Raw genomic sequence first — 20,269 nt, 5'->3', positions numbered from 1 at the left:
ACCAAATTGAGTAAACAGCTATTATTGCCAAGGTCTTGTCGTAGCAAGCTGCTGCTCAAAGGCATCAATTTGGGCATTTAATAATTCGGTCTCACCGATAAAGTCAAGGCCACTCAAGAGGCGTGCTTTGATGTCTTCTCGCACCTCAAAGTCAATTGGTGCAATACCCGCTCCGCTTATCTGCTGCGCTTCTAGGTCAATACTCAAATGCACTTGTGATTGTTGCTCACATGCATCGAAGAGCGTATCTAACGTGCTGGCTGGTAACGCAATGCAAAGCATTTGGTTATTACCACAATTGTTAAAAAAGATATCGGCAAAGCTCTCGGCTAGGATCACGGTAAAACCATATTGTTTTAGTGCCCAAGGAGCATGCTCACGAGACGAGCCACAACCAAAGTTGTCACGCGTTAACAAGATTGACGCGCCCCGATATTGTCGATAGTTAAGTACAAAATTCGGATCTGGCTGGCCATCGTCAAGATAGCGCCAATCATAAAACAGCGCTTTATCAAACCCGTCGCGGCTGGTTGAAGTTAAAAACTGCTTGGGAATAATTTGGTCTGTATCAACATTGTTTTTGTCTAATGGCGCAACTAGGCCCTGATGAAACACGCTCATGACGCCTCTCCTCGAATATCAGTAAAGTGACCTGCAATTGCCGCTGCGGCAGCCATTGCTGGACTCACCAAATGCGTACGACCGCCTCGCCCTTGACGCCCTTCAAAGTTACGGTTTGAGGTCGATGCACAGCGTTTTTCTGCGCCAAGCCGATCATCGTTCATCGCCAAGCACATAGAGCAGCCCGGTTCTCGCCACTCAAATCCCGCAGCTTTGAAAATATCGGCTAAGCCCTCTTGTTCGGCTTGCTGCTTTACTAATCCAGATCCTGGGACGATTAGCGCTTCAACGCCTGCCGCTACGTGCTTACCCACCACCAGTTGTGCCGCCGCACGCAAATCTTCAATACGGCTATTGGTGCAAGAGCCAATAAATACGGTGTCGACTTTGGCATCGCTTAGCCTTTGTCCTGCTGTGAGGCCCATATATTTCAACGCGCTGCGCATCGCATCCGCTTTGACTAAATTAGGTTCATCGTCAGGGTTCGGTACTAAGTCATTAATACCAATGACTTGCTCTGGACTTGTCCCCCACGTTACTTGAGGTTGTACACTGTCAGCATCCAGCTCCACGACACGATCAAATTCAGCATCCGGGTCGCTATGCAAGGTTTTCCAGTAGTGCACCGCAGCATCAAAGTCTTCGCCTTGAGGTGCAAATGGGCGACCACGTAAATACGCAAAGGTTTTCTCGTCAGGTGCGATCAAGCCAGCTTTCGCCCCCATTTCAATACTCATATTACACAGCGTCATCCGCGCTTCCATCGACAGCGCTTCGATCCCCGCCCCACAAAACTCAGCCACATAGCCAGTGCCACCAGCTGTGCCTAATTGCCCAATCACAGCGAGGATCAAGTCTTTTGCAGTCACGGTCGGACGCAAGACGCCATTCACTTGAATTTTTAACGATTTGGCTTTTTTCTGCTGTAATGTTTGCGTGGCCAGCACATGTTCAACCTCTGATGTACCAATACCGTGAGCCAGCGCACCAAATGCACCATGCGTTGAGGTATGGCTATCGCCACATACAATCGTTGTACCCGGCAAAGTGATCCCTTGCTCAGGTCCCATTACGTGCACTATGCCTTGGTTAATCGAATTTAAATCGTAAAGTACAATGCCGAACTCTTCACAGTTTTGTGCCAACGCCTGTAGCTGGTTTTTGCTCACCTCACTGGCAGCATCAATCGAACGGCTCTTGGTCGAGACATTATGATCCATTGTCGCAAAGGTTTTTTCTGGACATCTTACCGGACGGTTCTGCTCTCTTAATCCCGCAAATGCCTGCGGTGAAGTGACTTCGTGTACTAGATGACGGTCAATGTACAAGAGATCGGTTTGCTCATTTAATTTAGCAACCACATGGGATTGCCAAATTTTATCGTATAATGTTTTTGCCACTTGCTCTTACCTTTATTAAACCCTGTCGACGATCGCTTGCGCGACATCCATAGTAGTAAACCCTGCTTGAGGATAGATATCCGGTGTACCTACACCATATTTCACCGCCTCTGCTACTGCCTTTTCAATTGCGCGTGCCGCTTCGTCTTGCCCCAATGAATAACGTAGCATCAGCGCGGCACTTAAAATTTGTGCGATTGGGTTTGCCACCCCTTTCCCGGCGATATCTGGTGCTGAGCCGCCTGCTGGCTCATATAAGCCAAAGCCCGATTGATTTAGACTTGCCGATGGTAATAACCCCATGGAACCCGTGATCATTGCACATTCATCAGAAAGGATGTCACCGAACAGGTTGTCGCACAGTAGCACATCAAACTGGCTTGGTTGCTTTACCAACTGCATCGCAGCGTTGTCGATATAAATATGATCAAGCGCCACATCTGGGTATTCTTTCGCGACTTCATTGACTACTTCACGCCACAGTACACTGGTTGCCAACACGTTGGCTTTGTCTACAGAAGTCACATGATTGCTTCTAAGTCTCGCCGCATCAAAAGCAAAACGGGCGATGCGTTCGATTTCTTTGCGCGAATAGGTTTGCGTATCAAACGCCGACTCGCTTTCGCCCTCACCTTGACGACCTTTTTCGCCAAAATAAATCCCGCCAGTAAGCTCACGGACGCATAAAATATCAAAACCTTGCTGACTAATGTCGCTGCGTAGTGGAGAGGCAGCGCTCAATGCGGGTAATAGCTGCGCAGGACGCAGATTACAAAATAGCTGAAAGTGCTTTCTAAGCGGTAATAAGGATGCCCGTTCTGGTTGCTCATTTGGCGGTAAGTGCTCCCACTTAGGCCCACCCACAGAGCCAAACAGAATCGCATCAGCGGCTTCACATGCGGCCAATGTCGCCGCGGGTAAGGCTTCGCCAAATTGGTCTATGGCCGCACCACCAATCGCTTGTGGTGATTTTTCTAAAGCAAAGTTGAACTTAGTCGCCACTTTATCTAATACCAGCTCAGCGGCTTGCATCACTTCTGGACCAATTCCATCTCCAGCTAGTACTGCGATTTTGTAGTTTGTTTGACTCATCCTGCTTTCCTTTGTTGTTTTAGGCTAGACACTTTTTGTGCTCTATCAATTAGGTTATATACTCGGATCATGGCTCTCACTGACGCTTCAACAATGTCGGCTGCAAGTCCCACACCGTGATATTGCTTACCATCAAACTTGGCAATAATATCGACTTGGCCCAGTGAACTTGCCCCTTTACCCGTCGCATCAAGGTTATATTCCACCACTTCCACCGCCATGCCAGTGATACGTTCAATGGCTACAAATGCCGCTTCTACAGGACCGTTACCGGTTGCCGCTTCTTGCTTAAGCTCACCATTCAAGGCAATTCCTACTGTCGCGCTCGCGATGGATTGAGAGTTAGAAGATGCATTGACGAACTGTAATTGGTAGCGCTCGTCTTTATCTTTTATTTGGTTGAAATAAATCATCGCTTCAAGGTCATAGTCGTAAACCGTGCCCTTTTGATCGGCTAATGCTAAGAAGCTTTCATACAGGCTATCCATATCGTAATCCGATTTCTGATAGCCAAGCTCGGTAAGACGATGCTCGATAACATGTCGGCCAGAGCGTGAAGTCATATTTAACTGATTACTCGGCACGCCAACGGTTTCTGGTGCCATGATTTCATAGGTGTTTTGTGCTTTTAAGACGCCGTCTTGGTGAATACCCGAGCTATGTGCAAAGGCATTTTCACCCACAATTGCCTTGTTTGGCTGCACCGGCATATTGCAGATTTTAGCAACTTGGCGCGACGCGCGATAAATCTCTTCGCTACGAATATCGGTGTGCACTTTTAGGTGGTCTTGGCGCATCTTCATGATCATCGCCACTTCTTCTAGTGAGCAGTTACCTGCACGCTCACCAATACCATTGATGGTACATTCGATTTGTCTTGCACCGGCTTGTACCGCCGCGATTGAGTTTGCCACCGCAAGTCCTAAATCGTTGTGACAATGGACGCTTAGTCTGGCTTTGTCGATGTTAGGCACATTATTACGAATATGGTAAATCATCGCTGCATACTCGTCTGGTGTGACGTAACCTACGGTATCAGGCAAGTTAATCGTGGATGCACCGGCATTAATCGCCGCTTCAACAATACGACACAGATCAGCGTGTGGCGTACGGCCGGCATCTTCACACGAAAACTCAACATCATCAGTGTACTTTCTGGCTTGAGAAATGGCCTTAATCGCCATGTTAGTCGCATCATCTAGACTCATTCTTAACTTATGTTCTAGGTGCAGAGGGCTGGTTGCAATAAAAGTGTGAATGCGACGCTGCTCAGCACCTTTAAGGGCTTCGCCACACGCGTCGATATCTTTACCAACCGCACGCGCAAGGCCACAAATTGCTGGACCTTTTACCTCGGCAGCAATGCGTTGTACCGCACGAAAATCAGCCGGACTTGATACTGGAAAACCCACTTCCATGACATCCACATTGAGACGACTAATGGTATGCGCCAGTTGTATTTTATCTTCTTCTGTTAAGCTGGCTTTTAACGCCTGCTCACCGTCCCTTAATGTTGTATCGAAAATCCAGACTTTATCTTGCATACCCTTATCCTCAGCCAAAAAAAACCCCGCAAGTGCGGGGTGTCTACAGTAAATGTCGCTCAATTCGCGCAATTACACCCCATCCCTCTGGTTTACCAGTAGGAGGTTAAGAAAGAGTGAAATACGCGCAGTCATTTTCATTGAGCTAAGTGTTCCTGTTGATGAATTGGTTATGTTTTAACATGCTTTAAAAGCGACAATCAAGCATAAATTATCCCAAAAACAGAGCTCAAACCTCGACTTATTGGAAACTTAAATCACAATAACGCCAGTTTTAGAAAATATATTTCAAGATCAGAAGTGAACACAGATAGGATATGAAGTGAGCAGGGTTATTTTGAATTTTAATTACCAATAAAAAAATAGCCAATTTAGGCTATTTTTTTATTGGTTCTGGATGTTTTGCATAACCAGAGGCACCTTTTGCGATATACCGCAACTGCCACTTCAAACGCTCGGTCAGTTCAGCGCGTTGTGGGGGATCTTGATCTAAAGCCTCAGCACCAGAGCTAAATACTAAGGTGACCATTGCTTCAGCTTGCATGTGGGCGTGATGAGTATCTACTCCCGTTTCTGTTTCAAGGTAATGAGCAAGCTCTAAGATAAAATGTTTGATTTCTCTAGCCACGGCGGCACGAAACGCAGGCGAAGTACCCGAACGTTCACGCAGTAATAAACGAAATTGGTTGCTCGACTGCTCAATAAATTCCATAAAGGTGTGCACAGAAGTATTGATCACGCTACCACCTTTAGCGATGCGACGCCTTGCTTGGCGCATTAATTGTCGCAAGGTTAAACCCGCTTCATCTACCATAGTCAGCCCGAGCTCGTTCATATCCTTAAAATGTCGATAAAAAGAAGTAGGTGCGATACCCGCCTCTCGTGCGACTTCACGCAGGCTTAAATTCGAGAAACTATGCTCAGCACTTAGTTGATTAAATGCCGCTTCGATAAGCGCTTGACGGGTCTTCTGTTTTTGTTGGGCGCGTACACCAGCCATGGACTTTCCCCAATTCGCTTCGAAAAATAAGAACAATAAACCGCAGTCTAAACCTTGACGCAGCAAGAATGAAATACTATTTTAGCGTACAGTTGTACGCTGAAATTAGATTTTGAGATTAATTGATGAAAAAACCACCCATTTTATGGACCAATGTGCTGTTCTTTAGCTTATCGTTTTTAGCTGCGATCACTTTGGTGCCTTGGTATGGCTTTGAATACGGCTATACCACCAGCCACTGGGTAGCTTTTGTTGCCTGTATGTTTTACGCCGGTCTGTCGATCACCGCAGGGTATCACCGTTTATGGGCGCATAAAGCCTATGACGCCCATCCTGTGATTCAAGTTATTTTTGCGTTGGGTGGCGCATTCGCGTTACAAAACAGTATATTACATTGGAGTAGCGATCACCGTGTACACCACGGCCAAGTCGACGACCCAGTAAAAGATCCGTACGCCGCAACACGAGGCTTCTGGTATAGCCATATCGGTTGGATGCTGAGAGATTATCAAGGCGAGACTTACGGTGATTATAATAACGCCAGAGACTTACAACGTAACCCTATCGTGATGTGGCAACACAAGCACTATATGAAATTGGTGTTACTTACAAATATCGGCATCCCGTTAGTGCTAGGTTTATTACTCGGAAATGTGTTTGGTATGTTGTTACTTGCAGGCGTACTCAGACTCGTACTCAGTCAACACTTTACCTTCTTTATCAATTCACTGGCGCACATTTGGGGTAGTCGTCCTTACACCGAAAAAAATACCGCGCGAGACAATGGTTTGCTAGCCCTATTCACTTACGGTGAAGGCTACCATAACTTTCATCATATTTTTGCCAGCGACTACCGTAATGGTATTCGCTGGTATCACTATGACCCAACTAAATGGCTGATCCGCACTTTTGCAGCACTGGGCCTTGCCAGTAAGCTAAAACGCACTCCGGTTGAGCGCATTGAAAAAGCTAAGGCGGAGACCTTGTTGAATAAGACTAAAGTCAGTCTCGCAAAATTGCCTTTGGCGCAAGATAAGCTTACATTGTTACAACAAGAGTATGATTTACTTCTTAAAAAGCTTCAAAACTACTGTACTGTACAAAAGCAGGTACTCGAAGCGAAGAAAGAGGCAGTACTTGCACAGTGCGAACATTCCGCACTGATGCAACAATATAAAGAGCTAGAACAAGCTTGGGAAAGCCAAAAACAAGCTTGGATTGCACTAAATTCGAGGCTACTGAAAACGGCATAATGTTCAGCGGCCTCAATAACTAAAGGGGTGAGGCCGTGAGCAAAAAAGCTGCAGAAAAAACCGAAACTGTTCCACAATCCTATCAATACGATGCCATTATTATAGGCACCGGACCTGGCGGCGAAGGCGCCGCCATGAACCTCTCTAAAAGTGGTAAAAAAGTCGCGGTTATCGAACGCCAGCATGCGGTTGGCGGTGGCTGCGTTCACTGGGGCACCATTCCCTCAAAAGCGCTTCGCCATTCTGTCAGTCGTTTAATTGAGTATAAAGCGAATCCACTTTACCGTTTTACTGAGCGCCCGCAGCGCCATACCTTTCAAGATATTTTGCACCATGCCAGTGATGTGATCTCAAAACAGTCAACATTGCGTTCTAGCTTTTATGGTCGTAACCGCATTCACTTATTTCAAGGCGATGCCAGCTTTGTTGACGCGCATACAGTACAAGTCATTCACCAAGATGGTTCACAAGAGCTACTCACCGCTAAAACCATTGTAATAGCCACAGGCTCGCGTCCATACCGCCCACCAGGCGTTGATTTTAACCACCCTCGAGTCTACGACAGCGACACTATTTTAAGCCTTGAGCATAATCCTCAGCGCGTATTGATATACGGCGCGGGGGTCATAGGCTGTGAATATGCCTCAATCTTTAAAGGACTTGGCGCAAAGGTAGACCTCATCAACACCCGCGACCGCTTATTGGCCTTTATGGATGCCGAGATCTCTGACGCACTCAGTTACCATTTTTGGAATAATGGTATTGTTATTCGCCATAACGAAGAGTTTGCGAAAGTAGAGACCCATGACAAAGGGGTTATTGTGCATCTACAGTCTGGCAAGAAAGTACGTGCTGACTGTATTTTATGGGCCAATGGCCGCTCCGGTAATACCGAAACACTCAACCTTGCAAGCGTAGGCCTAAAGGCTGATAGCCGTGGCCAGCTTAAAGTCAACGAACACTATCAAACTGAAGTGGACAACATTTTCGCAGTAGGAGATGTGATTGGCTATCCCAGCCTAGCCAGTGCGGCGTTCGATCAAGGGCGTATTGCGGCCAATGCAATTGTGCATGGTGCCTGTGATGATCGTTTGATCACCGATATCCCAACCGGCATTTACACCATTCCAGAAATGAGCTCTGTTGGTAAAACAGAGCAAGAACTCACCGCTGCGCGCATTCCCTATGAGGTGGGCCGTGCCCAGTTTAAACATTTGGCTCGTGCACAGATCACAGGCACTGAAGTCGGTAGCTTGAAAATTTTGTTCCATGCAGAAACCAAAGAGATATTAGGTATTCACTGCTTTGGTGAACGTGCATCCGAGATCATCCATATCGGCCAAGCCATTATGGAACAAAAAGGAACGGGTAATAATATCGAGTACTTTATCAATACTACCTTTAACTATCCAACAATGGCCGAAGCCTATCGCGTTGCAGCATTAAACGGCATTAATCGTCTGCTGGATTAGCGCATCGTATGGCATGAATAAGCGTGACACCTTGAGCGTCACGCTTATTGTTATAAATTAAAACGATACTCCGCGCTGAGTCGCCACACATTATCGCTTTGCTTAGGTTTACCGTTAAAAGCCTCGCGGTTTGCAACTGTGGTTGTCAGCCTCAAAAACTCACCGCCCACCAGCCAATTGCTATTAATTCGATACTTCACTGTAGCGGTCAGTGCATGGCCATCACTTTGGTTTGGGTCGAACTGCCAATCATCTTTATCGATGACTTTGAACTGCTCCCCCCGCATGGAAAAGCGCCACTCATCGCGCTGATGTGTGAGTAGCAAAAACCAACTATTAAAGTCATTATCGACGCCGCGATTGACTCCCATGGCGGTATTACCCAGCATGCCTTGTGCAAGTATATGCGTCTGCGGGGTTAACTTGTAACGCCAAGCTGCACTAATAAATTTAGTGTCCCACGCATACTGCCCAGTTCGGTAGTTGATCTTACTTGGATCGCCATTATTATCGTACCAATAGACATTGATCTCACTGCGGTTTGAAAATTCGCGATGATATCCAAGATAATAACCAAATCGGCCATCTACTTCCGAAAACGGTTCAACATGCTGTGCTTGATGTTGTAGCTGCGGTGTGTTCAACGACTCTACCGCGGCAAAGGGGAGACTTTCGTTAAACACCGACTGCCTATCATGCACGGTAAAACCTCGCCATGCGAGTAAAGTGCCAGCCGGATCATTCCCCTTAAAAACACCAAACACACCTTTGAATCCCTGACCGCGGCTACGACGCGTCTGCGGCTGCTCAATCGCGACTTCACCTCCAAATACTCGCACTTCCTCACCTATCCAAGCGTTGATGGCCGAATACTGATATGTATAGGGTGATGACCAGCCAATATCTGGGTTCTCAATAGAAAACTTCGGATAAAAGCCGCCCGCTCGAACAATAAAGCGGCGACCATTTTTAGGCAGTGTTCGATACTGCAAATACAGTTCTGTAAAGCCGAGCTTGTCACCTGGGTCTGGCACATACTGTGTTACCCCGTGCAAAGACCAAGCGCTGGCAAAATCTACACGCCAATCAATAGCGCCACGGCTAAGCGTAATATCTGACTCCCCTTTCCCAAAACGCGTAACGCCCCACCCAGGCTGATACCAAGCTTTACGATTATCATCATGCTGCCAAGTCGTTTGCAGTTGTCCTTGTCCAGAAATCTCAACGGCACCTGCTTTCCCTATCGCGAATAATGCCAGAGCGGCGCTTAGCTTAGTAATCATCGAAGCCATCGGAGAAATCCTGAAGTGGGGCAACCAGTGTTTGCTTAATTTGATAGGTAATTGCTTGAGTGTTGTTCACAGCAGAGAGCGGATGCTGTTCTATTTTGTCTATATTTTCGAATCTTTCATGCCATACATTCAGCTTAAGTGCGCTGGCTTGCTTGGCACCTAGGTCGATTGATACTTTGCCGCTGCTATCCGTTACCGCAAATAATGGGCTATCTACAACCACGATATAACCCAACATCCAATCGTGAATATTGCAGCCAAGCTCAACCACACCGGTTTGATCAAATAATACTTGTTTCGGGTCATCGCGATACAACTTAAGCTCGAATGGCTTTGCAGCAGAGAACGAATAGACGTGGTGCAGAATGGGATCTAAATTTGGAAACGAGACTTGTGTGCCAGCTTGCACCATCAAAATATGTGGCACAAACGCCTTATCCTTTTGCTCCATTTTATAATCTAGCATCGTTCTTTTGTTATCAAAGCTATCTCCTTGCAACCACACCGCGGCATTCGCGAGCGGCTGTTTATCAGCATCGACTATTTGCACTTCAAGGGCATTGACTAGACCGGCTTGTAGCATTGCCATCACAACAGCAATACGCCCAAAAATTGTTAGGTTTAGCATAAGCAGTTCAACCTATCCTTATTATTTTTCTTAGCTTGTCTACACTAGACCGAGCGGAATAATTATTACATTCATCGCATTTACAGCATGAATACGTATGCAACTTTTACGTGAACGTTAGCATACAACAGTAAGCTTAGCTTATGTGCAAAAGAACACGAATTTTCGTGCCGACAACAAGAAGGAAAAACTATGCGCCCCATGTCACTTTCCCTGATCGGATTAAGCTTGTTTACGACTACGAGCTTTGCCGCATCTTTAGCTGTGAGTTCGCCAGATGGCAAAATCACTTTTACCTTGAGTGATGATGATAGCCAGCCGACCTACCAAGTCAGCTTTAACAACAAAACCATTATTCAACCGTCTAAACTTGGTTTTGATTTCGCAACAGCTGCATCGATGCGCGATGGCTTAAGTATCACCACACATCAGCGTAATAGCGTCGATAGCAGTTGGCAACAGCCTTGGGGCGAAGCCCGAGTGATCCAAGATAAGCACAATGAGCTTGCTGTCACCTTTGCTAAGCAGGCAGACAAATCGCCGCAATATACTGTGCGTGTAAAAGTATTTGATGACGGTGTCGGCTTTCGCTATGAGGTTGCTCAAAATCAAGCGCTTAATATCACCAGAGAATTGACCGAATTCGCCTTTGCACAAAGTGATAAAAGTACCGCGTGGTGGATCCCTGCTCGTGGCTGGAATCGCTATGAATATGTATACAACACCACACCACTGCACGATGCCCCACATGTGCACACCCCGTTTACCTTAAAGAATCAAGACGGAGTTCATATCAGTGTCCATGAAGCGGCTCTAATTGACTATGCGGGCATGACCTTAAACCAACGTCGCCCAGGAACATTTGTTGCCGATCTAACACCTTGGTCAGATGGCGTTGCTGTCAAAACCAATGGTAAGTTCAATACACCTTGGCGCACCCTACAAATAGGCGATGAAGCCACCAACTTGTTGAACTCCCACCTTATTTTAAACCTCAACGAACCAAATAAGCTCGGTGATGTATCTTGGGTTGAGCCAGGTAAATACATCGGCATTTGGTGGGGTATGCATATCAACAAAAATACCTGGGGCAGCGGCGAGAAGCATGGAGCGACTACAGGGCGTACTAAAGAATATTTGAGCTTTGCCGCTGACAATGGCTTTGATGGAGTATTAGTTGAAGGTTGGAACATAGGCTGGGATGGCGACTGGTTCTTCAACGGTGATGTCTTTAGCTTTACCGACGCCTATGCTGACTTTAATATTGATGAAGTAGCCAAGCACGGAGAAAGAGTAGGTGCACGCCTAATTGGTCATCACGAGACTTCAGGTAACGTCAGCAACTATCGCAATCAAATGGAGGCGGCTTTCGCACTCTACGAAAAAGCAGGCGTTCGCCAAGTTAAAACCGGTTACGTAGCCGATGGTGGCAACATCAAACGCATTGATGCCAAGGGCAATGCCAGATTCGAATGGCACGACGGTCAATTTATGGCAAATGAGTACTTAGACAACGTCAAACTTGCGGCCAAGCACAAGATCAGTATCAATACACATGAACCAATCAAAGATACCGGCCTGCGTCGTACCTATCCAAACTGGATTGCGAGAGAAGGGGCAAGAGGGCAAGAGTTCAACGCATGGGGCACGCCACCAAACCCACCAGAGCATGTGCCAATGCTTGCCTTTACCCGCATGTTAGCAGGCCCAATGGACTTTACTCCGGGTATTTTTGACATGGGCTTCAACGGCCTTGGCGATAAAACCAACCGCCCACAAACCACCCTCGCCAAACAATTAGCGCTTTATGTTGTGCTTTATAGTCCAATTCAAATGGCGGCCGATTTGCCAGAAAATTACTTAGCAAAGCCAGATGCTTTTCAGTTTATTAAAGACGTACCCACTGACTGGGAACACAGTATCGCACTTGCAGGAGAAGTGGGTGACTATGTTGTCTTTGCCAGAAAGGAGCGCAAGCATAAACAATATAGTGGTAACGATTGGTTCTTGGGCGCAGTAACTGATGAGGAAGCGAGAGAAATTCCTATTACTTTAGATTTCCTTGAGTCAGGTAAAACCTTTGAAGCGCAAATCTACGCGGACGGTAATAAAGCCGAATGGAAACAAAACCCGTATGAAATGAATATTTACCGCAAAAAGGTAACAAGTGCCGACAAGCTGACATTAAAACTGGCTGCCGGCGGCGGCGTTGCTATTCGTTTTAAAGCGCTTTAAACATAAGGTGACTACCCAGCAGCTGGGTAGTCACCGCTTTGGGCTGTACATTTAGTAAACTATACAGTAGGGTAAAATAGTCTATTAAGACATTCTTATTTCAAAGGAAAATAATATGAAACTTACCCTAGCAAAGAAAAAACTAAAACAATTAGACTATCAACAAAGTCAACTTGCCGCAAAGCTCACACCGCAAGCAGCCGGTGGTAGAGGACCAGAAACCGGCGTTATGTGTGAAACGACTAATAACGATTACTGGTGTCAACGTCCAAGTTCGCCAGCTGTTACCTGCAGCGTGATGGAGCGCTGTTTATAATCATTTCCCACCATATATAGGCTAGATATTATAAAAATATGTAGTTAGCCTATTTCTCAGTCAAACTCTCTATATGCTCAACGGCCAGCTCTCACTCGCCGCCGAGCTGAGTTATAAGTAATAATTTACTGACATTGATAGCTTGGTGTTACACCATTAGCAACTTCCCATTTCGCTGTTAATAGCGACGCAGGGCCATTACTGTCATGGGATAGCTCCCAATTCATAATGCCACCGGCATTGAGCTTAGCGTACTGCGTTTTTGCGCGGATCGTCGGGATACCATTGTAGTAGCTGCTACCATCACTATCGCGACAGGCATTGGCAGGGTTCTCCTGCAGTAAGGTGCGATACGCTTTCCAAGTAGGTCTTGCATAAAATGGTACGCCTAATACCGTTTTTTCTTTACTGAGCCCACGACCTTGCCAGTAAGCTATTGAGTCTTTGGCGTATTGCATAGAAGCATGATCAGTATTGTTCGCGTCGTACGCCATCAAATTTAAAAAGTCGATATCTTGGAATACAGATTCCAACACGCCACCACCGGTATAGCCAAGCGCCACCACAGCTGCCGTCAAGAATTTACCTCTGGCGCGTAACTCAACGCTTAGTTCCTTCATCAGTAATGCATAGTTATTTGCTGAAGCACCGGGATCTGGATATTCCCAATCCATATCAACGCCATCTAGATTATGCTGCTCTACAAACGCAATGACCTCTTGCACGAAACGGGCTCTGCCTTGCTGTGAACTAGCGAATGTCTCAAATGCACTGTCGTCGCCCCCGTTCCAGCCACCAATGGCAATCCCCACTTTTACATTGTTGGCATGAGCTGAATTTACTAGCGCTGTCATTTTGCTTAAATTTTCAAGCGGTCTCAGTGTGCCATCTGCATTGGGTAGTAAAAATGAGTAATTGATATGGGTGAGTTTATCCAACTGAATATCACTCACGGCTCCCTGCCAACTTGGGAAATAGCCGACAATTTTAAAATTAGGATCGCCAGGAGGAACCTCGTCAGACACGACACTGAAGTTCACCGCACTCGATTCTCCTCGTGCCCCAGACACATCAGTTGCATAGACAGTTAATGCGCGATTACCTAGTCCCTGCGCTTGCCACATCACCTCATAAGGTGCACTGTTGTCAGAGGCGACAAGCGTGCCATCGAGATAGAATTCAACACTGTCGATTGCCGTGTCTTGCGGATGGCTTACTGCCGCCGCTAGGCTAACTGATGAACCCACTAACACTCGTGCGTTACTGCTTGGAGAGGTGACCGAAACCTGGGGCAATGGCGTTACAGGATCACAACTGCCGTTTGCTTGCCAGACATCATAAGTATTAGAATTTTGCGCTGGGTTTTGGTTTTGTGTCCACCATTTCGCGGTGTATTTAGCTGACTGATAGGTGACAGCATCACCACCTGTATATACCTGCTGTGATTGCCATTGTGTTAAGTTGCTACAGTCAACCGCCAGTGCAACTTCCATCGCGCCCAAGAGCGGAAGTGCAATTAATAAATTTGTATATTTCATTACCTTTTTCCATGTTGTATGTCGGCTAAAGCAAGTCGTGCCGAGTTTAAATAAATGTTAACTTGCGATTCTTAGCCTACCAGCATGGACAAATTTCGTACAACGTAACTCACTACGACCTTAGTCTAATGAAAATAGAAAATACTTCTCCTCTTTACGCCATTTATTCATCCGTGATTATGCTCGTTTATAAAATGTCCAACTAGTGCAGCGAGACTGTACAGATAAGGCTTAGCTCAGTATGCTTGCGGGTTTAGGCGCTATAAAGAGAATAATTAAGAGATGAGTACGGCATTTTCAAGACGATTTGTAACCTTAGTCGAGCAATTTGCAGGCGGCAATAAGCGCCAATTTGCCCAGTTAACAGGTAAATCCCCTTCCCATATTTACCGTATTTGTCGCGGCTTAAGTCGCCCTTCAATGATATATCTTGAGCACCTTTATAGCCTATTTGCCGTTGATCTAAACTGGTTACTCACCGGTGAACAACCCTTAGATAAACCACAAGGTCAGCTTAAAGATGAACTTACCCTCATACCTAAACTTGATATTGAGGCCAGTGCAGGTATGGGCAGTGTAATTGGTCATGAAGAAGTTACCGAGCAGTTTGCACTCAACCGTCGTTGGCTAAACTCCCATCTTGGCGTGTATTCAGAGAAGCTCGCCTTTGTCTCTATCCGTGGTGATAGTATGCAGCCCACGTTGCTAGACGGCGACATGGTACTCGTTGACCTTTCACAGAATCAACCCAGTAAAGATGCGGTTTATATCATTCAAACAGAAGAGGGTCTCATGGCTAAGCGAGTGCAACAAAAGCACTCTCAGCTCAAAGTGATCAGTGATAACCCTGATTACCCGAGCTGGGAGATCACCGCTGATAATGCCGACAGTCACGGCATTGCAGGGCGTGTTGTTTGGTGTGGTCGCAGTATCTAAACTGCAATGTCACTATTCGTGTGATGCTGGAGCATCACACGGATTTAGCCAGCTTTTCCTGCACATTGGCTGTATTCACAAATTGACTCAACACCAATGAGCACACCGCAAGTGCAGCACCAAAGTAAAACACTAAGGATTGATCGTATAACCATACTAAGCCAAAGCTTGCTGGGATCACTACTGCTGCAATATGGTTAATAGTAAAGCTAACCCCAGCTGTTGCTGCGATATCTTCTGGCCGAGCAATTTTTTGAAAATAAGTTTTGAGTGCAATGGCCATCGCAAAAAACAGATGGTCGATGACATAAAGCGCTGCTGCAAAGCTTGCTGACTCTACCAATGCATAACCAATAAATACAAAAATGAGTCCCACATATTCGATTGTCAGTGTTTTACGCTCACCAATATGCCCAATCATTTGACCAATTTTGGGGGCGATAAATATGTTTATCAAATGATTCAACATATAAAGCGCGGTGATCTGTGCAACATCAAAACCAAATTTTTCCACCATTAAGAAACCCGCAAACACCATAAATATTTGTCGTCTCGCACCCGAGAAGAAAATCAAGGCGTAATATAGGCTGTACTCTTTTCTCAAAATGAGCTTTTTATGCTGCGTAGTATGCATTTCAAAGGTTGGAAAGCCGATAAACATAAATAGCGCAATGATAAAGCCAACCCCTCCAATAAGCAGATACATCCACTGATAGTCTGCGGAGAAGTAGCTAAAACCCAGCCATATTACCGCATAGGTGATCAGAGAAGCGATGGATTTAATAGAGAGCAAGATACCTAGTTTGGCCGGTGCCTCACCTTTATTGAACCATTGTAAACTGAGAGATTGATTCAGCGTCTCGAAATAGTGAAAACCTATCGACATTAACACTGTAGTTGCATACAAACCATAAATAGTAGGCAACAAGCCGGTAATGGCGACGCCAAGCGACAGCAAACACAAGCTGATCAGTGCGAAGGTTTGCTCCTTTAACACCAATAAAACAAATACCGCTGTAAACGCTAAAAACCCGGGGATCTCACGCAGGGATTGCAACATTCCCATATTAGCGCCATTGAAGTTTGCGGCTTCAATCGCAAAGTTATTGAGCATGGCCATCCAGCCTGCGAATGTAACGGCCATAACTACGGTAGCGAGCACTAAGAAATTAAAAGGACTTTGCCATCCTTGAGAAGCATTCTTCATGATTATCTCCACATAAAGCACAACTATTAAAAAGTTATGGCTATAATATGGCCACACGTTAATTTCTGATATACATAATTATGCCAAGTTCTTTATCAAAACAGACAACTTCTCCTTGGCGTATTCAGCCCAAATATAAGCGCTTCTTAAAGCCAACCCTTGGCCGGCCAATCCTGCCAAGAGCGGTAAAAAAAGCGGAGTGGGAGCATGTTCAACGGCACCAACATGAGTGGGGGCAGCTTGCATATACAAGCAATGGAGTCATCACAATTGTAACTCCTGAAGGCACTTTCGTGATCCCTCCCGACCAAGCTTTGTGGCTACCTCCGGGCCTTCCGCATGAGACGTATTGTCGCTACGGTGGAGATTTTCGTAGTGTCTATATCGACAATAAATACACCGAGTTGCTAGGGAATAAAGCGAAGCTAATTGCGGTAGATGAACTACTGAAGCAATTTATACTGGAGATCTGTACTTGGCAGGAAGAGTACCACTTAGATGAAAAAACAGAGCGATTTATTACGGTCTTTATTGATAGATTAACATCAGCTACAACGTGCCACTTTTTTATTCCAAGTGCACAGGATGCTCGGATCTTACCCATTGTGACCGAGCTACATACAAATCCAGGATGCAAAATAAGCTTGGAGGCCTGGAGTGATCAAGTCGGCGCATCAACTCGCACACTCAACCGCTTATTCCACAAATGTTTTATGATGGGCTTCAGTGATTGGCGCCAGAAATTAAGAGCTATCAAAGCAATTGAGCTGTTGAAAGATGGATACTCTCAGCAACAAGCAGCTGAATATTTGGGTTTTGAATCTACCGCCGCATTTAGCAATGCGTTTAAAAAAGTCTTTGGCAAACCACCGGGACAGTACATTAAAAAGTAAGATAATTTGAGATCAATAAATACTTTCCCACTAAATATTATGAATGCACAAATCGGCGGGTAAACCGTCTCCCACGATACATGTTTATACTGTGGTGGGAGCGAGTCTATGGTAGGAGCGAGTTTACCTCGCGAGATTTTTAAATCTCAAATCTCTATACCCCAAACAGCAAAAAACCCGCCGCATTGCTGCAACGGGTTTCTCTTATTTGGCCCTGGCGATGTTCTACTTTCACATGGGTAATCCACACTATCATCGACGCTGTTTTGTTTCACTTCTGAGTTCGGCATGGGGTCAGGTGGGTCCAAAACGCTATAGTCACCAGGAAATTCTGTTCATCAATGAAGTCTCCTTCATCAATGTAAATCTGGAAAAAGCTATTAAATTCTTTTGTCTACTTTAGTCTATTAACTTCTGTTAGCTAAGGCCTCCATGGATGGAGGTCATGCTAGGAATTGTCTGGAACAATTCTAGTAAACCACTTTGGCGTTGTATGGTTAAGCCTCTCGGGTAATTAGTACGAGTTAGCTTAATGCCTCACAGCACTTCCACATCTCGCCTATCAACGTTGTAGTCTTCAACGGCCCTTCAGTTGACTCTAAGTCAAAGTGAGAACTCATCTCGAGGCCTGCTTCCCGCTTAGATGCTTTCAGCGGTTATCAGTTCCGAACGTAGCTACCGGGCAATGCAATTGGCATCACAACCCGAACACCAGCGGTTCGTCCACTCCGGTCCTCTCGTACTAGGAGCAGCCCCTCTCAATTCTCAAACGCCCACGGCAGATAGGGACCGAACTGTCTCACGACGTTCTAAACCCAGCTCGCGTACCACTTTAAATGGCGAACAGCCATACCCTTGGGACCGACTTCAGCCCCAGGATGTGATGAGCCGACATCGAGGTGCCAAACACCGCCGTCGATATGAACTCTTGGGCGGTATCAGCCTGTTATCCCCGGAGTACCTTTTATCCGTTGAGCGATGGCCCTTCCATTCAGAACCACCGGATCACTATGACCTACTTTCGTACCTGCTCGACGTGTCTGTCTCGCAGTTAAGCTTGCTTCTACCATTACACTAACCGTACGATGTCCGACCGTACTTAGCAAACCTTCGTGCTCCTCCGTTACTCTTTGGGAGGAGACCGCCCCAGTCAAACTACCCACCAGGCACTGTCCTCAACCCCGATTCAGGGGCCTAAGTTAGAACATCAACACTACAAGGGTGGTATTTCAAGGTCGGCTCCACAGAAACTAGCGTTCCTGCTTCAAAGCCTCCCACCTATCCTACACATGTAGGGTCAATGTTCAGTGCCAAGCTGTAGTAAAGGTTCACGGGGTCTTTCCGTCTAGCCGCGGGTACACAGCATCTTCACTGCGATTTCAATTTCACTGAGTCTCGGGTGGAGACAGCGTGGCCATGGTTACACCATTCGTGCAGGTCGGAACTTACCCGACAAGGAATTTCGCTACCTTAGGACCGTTATAGTTACGGCCGCCGTTTACCGGGGCTTCGATCAAGAGCTTCGCCTAAGCTAACCCCATCAATTAACCTTCCGGCACCGGGCAGGTGTCACACCGTATACGTCATCTTACGATTTTGCACAGTGCTGTGTTTTTAATAAACAGTCCCAGCCACCTGGTCACTGCGGCTCTCGTTTGCTTACAGAGCAAGTCCTTCACAAACAAGAGCGTACCTTCTCCCGAAGTTACGGTACAATTTTGCCTAGTTCCTTCACCCGAGTTCTCTCAAGCGCCTTAGTATTCTCTACCTGACCACCTGTGTCGGTTTAGGGTACGATTCAGTATGAACTGAAGCTTAGAGGCTTTTCCTGGAAGTAGGGCATCAACAACTTCACCACCTTAGTGGCTCGTCTCGACTCTCAGCCTTAGCAACCCGGATTTTCCTAAGTCACCAGCCTACAGCCTTTCACATGGACAACCAACGCCATGCTTGCCTAGCCTGCTCCGTCCCCCCATCGCATTCATACCGAGTACGGGAATATTAACCCGTTTCCCATCGACTACGCTCTTCAGCCTCGCCTTAGGGGTCGACTCACCCTACCCTGATTAACATGGGATAGGAACCCTTGGTCTTCCGGCGGAGGAGTTTTTCACTCCTCTTGTCGTTACTCATGTCAGCATTCGCACTTCTGATATGTCCAGCATGCCTCCCGGCACACCTTCAGCCACTTACAGAACGCTCCCCTACCCCGCATACTTACGTACGCAGCCGTAGCTTCGGTGGTATGTTTAGCCCCGTTACATCTTCCGCGCAGGCCGACTCGACTAGTGAGCTATTACGCTTTCTTTAAAGGGTGGCTGCTTCTAAGCCAACCTCCTAGCTGTTTTAGCCTTCCCACATCGTTTCCCACTTAACATACACTTTGGGACCTTAGCTGACGGTCTGGGTTGTTTCCCTCTCCACGACGGACGTTAGCACCCGCCGTGTGTCTCCCGGATATTACTTTACGGTATTCGGAGTTTGCAAAGGGTTGGTAAGTCGGGATGACCCCCTAGCCTTAACAGTGCTCTACCCCCGTAAGTATTCGTCCGAGGCTCTACCTAAATAGATTTCGGGGAGAACCAGCTATCTCCCGGTTTGATTAGCCTTTCACTCCTAGCCACAGGTCATCCCCTAACTTTTCAACGTTAGTGGGTTCGGTCCTCCAGTTGATGTTACTCAACCTTCAACCTGCCCATGGCTAGATCACCGGGTTTCGGGTCTATACCCTGCAACTTAAGCGCCCAGTTAAGACTCGCTTTCGCTACGGCTCCCCTAAATGGTTAACCTCGCTACAGAATATAAGTCGCTGACCCATTATACAAAAGGTACGCAGTCACCC

At 46.5% G+C, this 20,269-nt stretch carries 15 protein-coding genes and 2 rRNA genes (1 of these 17 running past the window's edge); 6 read left to right on the top strand and 11 right to left on the bottom strand.

Going from position 1 to position 20,269, the window contains the following annotated elements:
• Nucleotides 1–21: 21 nt before the first annotated feature.
• The 5 genes from leuD to fabR all read right to left on the bottom strand — a co-directional run bounded on the left by leuD (nt 22) and on the right by fabR (nt 5,657).
• The gene (gene leuD / locus QSH61_RS00600) at nt 22–621 is read right to left on the bottom strand and encodes a 3-isopropylmalate dehydratase small subunit (RefSeq protein WP_010604312.1); all 600 of its coding nucleotides are present in this window, start codon (nt 619–621) and stop codon (nt 22–24) included.
• Entirely contained in the window at nt 618–2,021 is a 1,404-nt protein-coding gene (leuC, locus tag QSH61_RS00595) for a 3-isopropylmalate dehydratase large subunit (RefSeq protein ID WP_206472311.1), read from the bottom strand. Before leuC ends, leuD begins: the two co-directional genes overlap by 4 nt.
• A 15-nt stretch (nt 2,022–2,036) precedes the next feature.
• On the bottom strand, nt 2,037–3,113 hold the full coding sequence (gene leuB, locus QSH61_RS00590; protein WP_206472309.1) for a 3-isopropylmalate dehydrogenase: 1,077 nt from the start codon (nt 3,111–3,113) through the stop codon (nt 2,037–2,039).
• A complete protein-coding gene (leuA, locus tag QSH61_RS00585; protein ID WP_174171028.1) occupies nt 3,110–4,657 on the bottom strand; it encodes a 2-isopropylmalate synthase in 1,548 nt (515 codons plus the stop codon). The genes leuB and leuA overlap by 4 nt, the downstream gene beginning before the upstream one ends.
• A gap of 376 nt (nt 4,658–5,033) precedes the next feature.
• Nucleotides 5,034–5,657, bottom strand: coding sequence for an HTH-type transcriptional repressor FabR (fabR, locus tag QSH61_RS00580; RefSeq protein WP_010374371.1), 624 nt, complete (start codon nt 5,655–5,657; stop codon nt 5,034–5,036).
• A 125-nt stretch (nt 5,658–5,782) separates the two neighbouring features.
• Here fabR and QSH61_RS00575 point away from each other — a divergent pair, with 125 nt between their 5' ends.
• Both QSH61_RS00575 and sthA read left to right on the top strand, forming a co-directional pair.
• A complete protein-coding gene (locus tag QSH61_RS00575; protein WP_010374369.1) occupies nt 5,783–6,910 on the top strand; it encodes an acyl-CoA desaturase in 1,128 nt (375 codons plus the stop codon).
• Between the two features lie 35 nt (nt 6,911–6,945).
• Nucleotides 6,946–8,382 carry a Si-specific NAD(P)(+) transhydrogenase gene (sthA, locus tag QSH61_RS00570; RefSeq protein ID WP_102055852.1) on the top strand — a complete coding sequence of 479 codons (1,437 nt, stop codon included), beginning with the start codon at nt 6,946–6,948 and terminating at the stop codon, nt 8,380–8,382.
• A gap of 50 nt (nt 8,383–8,432) precedes the next feature.
• Here the strand turns inward: sthA and QSH61_RS00565 are convergent, their stop codons facing one another.
• Both QSH61_RS00565 and QSH61_RS00560 read right to left on the bottom strand, forming a co-directional pair.
• Nucleotides 8,433–9,674 carry a hypothetical protein gene (locus QSH61_RS00565; RefSeq protein WP_174171026.1) on the bottom strand — a complete coding sequence of 414 codons (1,242 nt, stop codon included), beginning with the start codon at nt 9,672–9,674 and terminating at the stop codon, nt 8,433–8,435.
• Nucleotides 9,655–10,302, bottom strand: coding sequence for a methylamine utilization protein (locus QSH61_RS00560; protein WP_174171025.1), 648 nt, complete (start codon nt 10,300–10,302; stop codon nt 9,655–9,657). The genes QSH61_RS00565 and QSH61_RS00560 overlap by 20 nt, the downstream gene beginning before the upstream one ends.
• Before the next feature lie 201 nt (nt 10,303–10,503).
• Here QSH61_RS00560 and QSH61_RS00555 point away from each other — a divergent pair, with 201 nt between their 5' ends.
• Entirely contained in the window at nt 10,504–12,537 is a 2,034-nt protein-coding gene (locus tag QSH61_RS00555) for a glycoside hydrolase family 97 protein (RefSeq protein ID WP_206472336.1), read from the top strand.
• Between the two features lie 115 nt (nt 12,538–12,652).
• Nucleotides 12,653–12,853, top strand: coding sequence for a hypothetical protein (locus tag QSH61_RS00550; protein ID WP_010604304.1), 201 nt, complete (start codon nt 12,653–12,655; stop codon nt 12,851–12,853).
• 125 nt (nt 12,854–12,978) lie between these two features.
• On the opposite strand, the gene QSH61_RS00545 is transcribed toward QSH61_RS00550, so the two are convergent.
• Nucleotides 12,979–14,391: a glycosyl hydrolase family 18 protein gene (locus QSH61_RS00545; protein ID WP_206472307.1), complete on the bottom strand. Its 1,413-nt coding sequence runs from the start codon at nt 14,389–14,391 to the stop codon at nt 12,979–12,981.
• A gap of 282 nt (nt 14,392–14,673) precedes the next feature.
• Between QSH61_RS00545 and QSH61_RS00540 the strand changes: the two genes are divergently transcribed.
• The gene (locus QSH61_RS00540) at nt 14,674–15,327 is read left to right on the top strand and encodes an XRE family transcriptional regulator (protein ID WP_010604302.1); all 654 of its coding nucleotides are present in this window, start codon (nt 14,674–14,676) and stop codon (nt 15,325–15,327) included.
• 34 nt (nt 15,328–15,361) lie between these two features.
• Here the strand turns inward: QSH61_RS00540 and QSH61_RS00535 are convergent, their stop codons facing one another.
• Nucleotides 15,362–16,534, bottom strand: coding sequence for an MFS transporter (locus tag QSH61_RS00535; RefSeq protein WP_206472305.1), 1,173 nt, complete (start codon nt 16,532–16,534; stop codon nt 15,362–15,364).
• A gap of 80 nt (nt 16,535–16,614) precedes the next feature.
• Here QSH61_RS00535 and QSH61_RS00530 point away from each other — a divergent pair, with 80 nt between their 5' ends.
• Nucleotides 16,615–17,427: an AraC family transcriptional regulator gene (locus tag QSH61_RS00530; RefSeq protein WP_039491539.1), complete on the top strand. Its 813-nt coding sequence runs from the start codon at nt 16,615–16,617 to the stop codon at nt 17,425–17,427.
• Between the two features lie 212 nt (nt 17,428–17,639).
• Here the strand turns inward: QSH61_RS00530 and rrf are convergent.
• Nucleotides 17,640–17,753: ribosomal RNA gene (gene rrf, locus QSH61_RS00525) — 5S ribosomal RNA — on the bottom strand.
• 167 nt (nt 17,754–17,920) lie between these two features.
• A 23S ribosomal RNA gene (locus QSH61_RS00520) occupies nt 17,921–20,269 on the bottom strand; it runs 536 nt beyond the window's last position.

The sequence above is a fragment of the Pseudoalteromonas sp. JC3 genome, assembly GCF_030291895.1.
Lineage (GTDB): Bacteria > Pseudomonadota > Gammaproteobacteria > Enterobacterales > Alteromonadaceae > Pseudoalteromonas.
Note: the sequence above shows the minus strand (reverse complement) of the source record. Positions and strands in the feature narration are given on the sequence as shown.

Excerpts from the sequence above, each read along its gene's own strand:
- QSH61_RS00560 (WP_174171025.1), bottom strand. The coding sequence starts at position 10,302 with ATGCTAAACCTAACAATTTTTGGGCGTATTGCTGTTGTGATGGCAATG.
- leuB (WP_206472309.1), bottom strand. The coding sequence starts at position 3,113 with ATGAGTCAAACAAACTACAAAATCGCAGTACTAGCTGGAGATGGAATT.
- QSH61_RS00575 (WP_010374369.1), top strand. The coding sequence starts at position 5,783 with ATGAAAAAACCACCCATTTTATGGACCAATGTGCTGTTCTTTAGCTTA.
- QSH61_RS00535 (WP_206472305.1), bottom strand. The coding sequence starts at position 16,534 with ATGAAGAATGCTTCTCAAGGATGGCAAAGTCCTTTTAATTTCTTAGTG.
- QSH61_RS00565 (WP_174171026.1), bottom strand. The coding sequence starts at position 9,674 with ATGGCTTCGATGATTACTAAGCTAAGCGCCGCTCTGGCATTATTCGCG.
- QSH61_RS00530 (WP_039491539.1), top strand. The coding sequence starts at position 16,615 with ATGCCAAGTTCTTTATCAAAACAGACAACTTCTCCTTGGCGTATTCAG.
- QSH61_RS00545 (WP_206472307.1), bottom strand. The coding sequence starts at position 14,391 with ATGAAATATACAAATTTATTAATTGCACTTCCGCTCTTGGGCGCGATG.
- QSH61_RS00540 (WP_010604302.1), top strand. The coding sequence starts at position 14,674 with ATGAGTACGGCATTTTCAAGACGATTTGTAACCTTAGTCGAGCAATTT.
- leuA (WP_174171028.1), bottom strand. The coding sequence starts at position 4,657 with ATGCAAGATAAAGTCTGGATTTTCGATACAACATTAAGGGACGGTGAG.
- QSH61_RS00550 (WP_010604304.1), top strand. The coding sequence starts at position 12,653 with ATGAAACTTACCCTAGCAAAGAAAAAACTAAAACAATTAGACTATCAA.
- fabR (WP_010374371.1), bottom strand. The coding sequence starts at position 5,657 with ATGGCTGGTGTACGCGCCCAACAAAAACAGAAGACCCGTCAAGCGCTT.
- QSH61_RS00555 (WP_206472336.1), top strand. The coding sequence starts at position 10,504 with ATGTCACTTTCCCTGATCGGATTAAGCTTGTTTACGACTACGAGCTTT.
- leuD (WP_010604312.1), bottom strand. The coding sequence starts at position 621 with ATGAGCGTGTTTCATCAGGGCCTAGTTGCGCCATTAGACAAAAACAAT.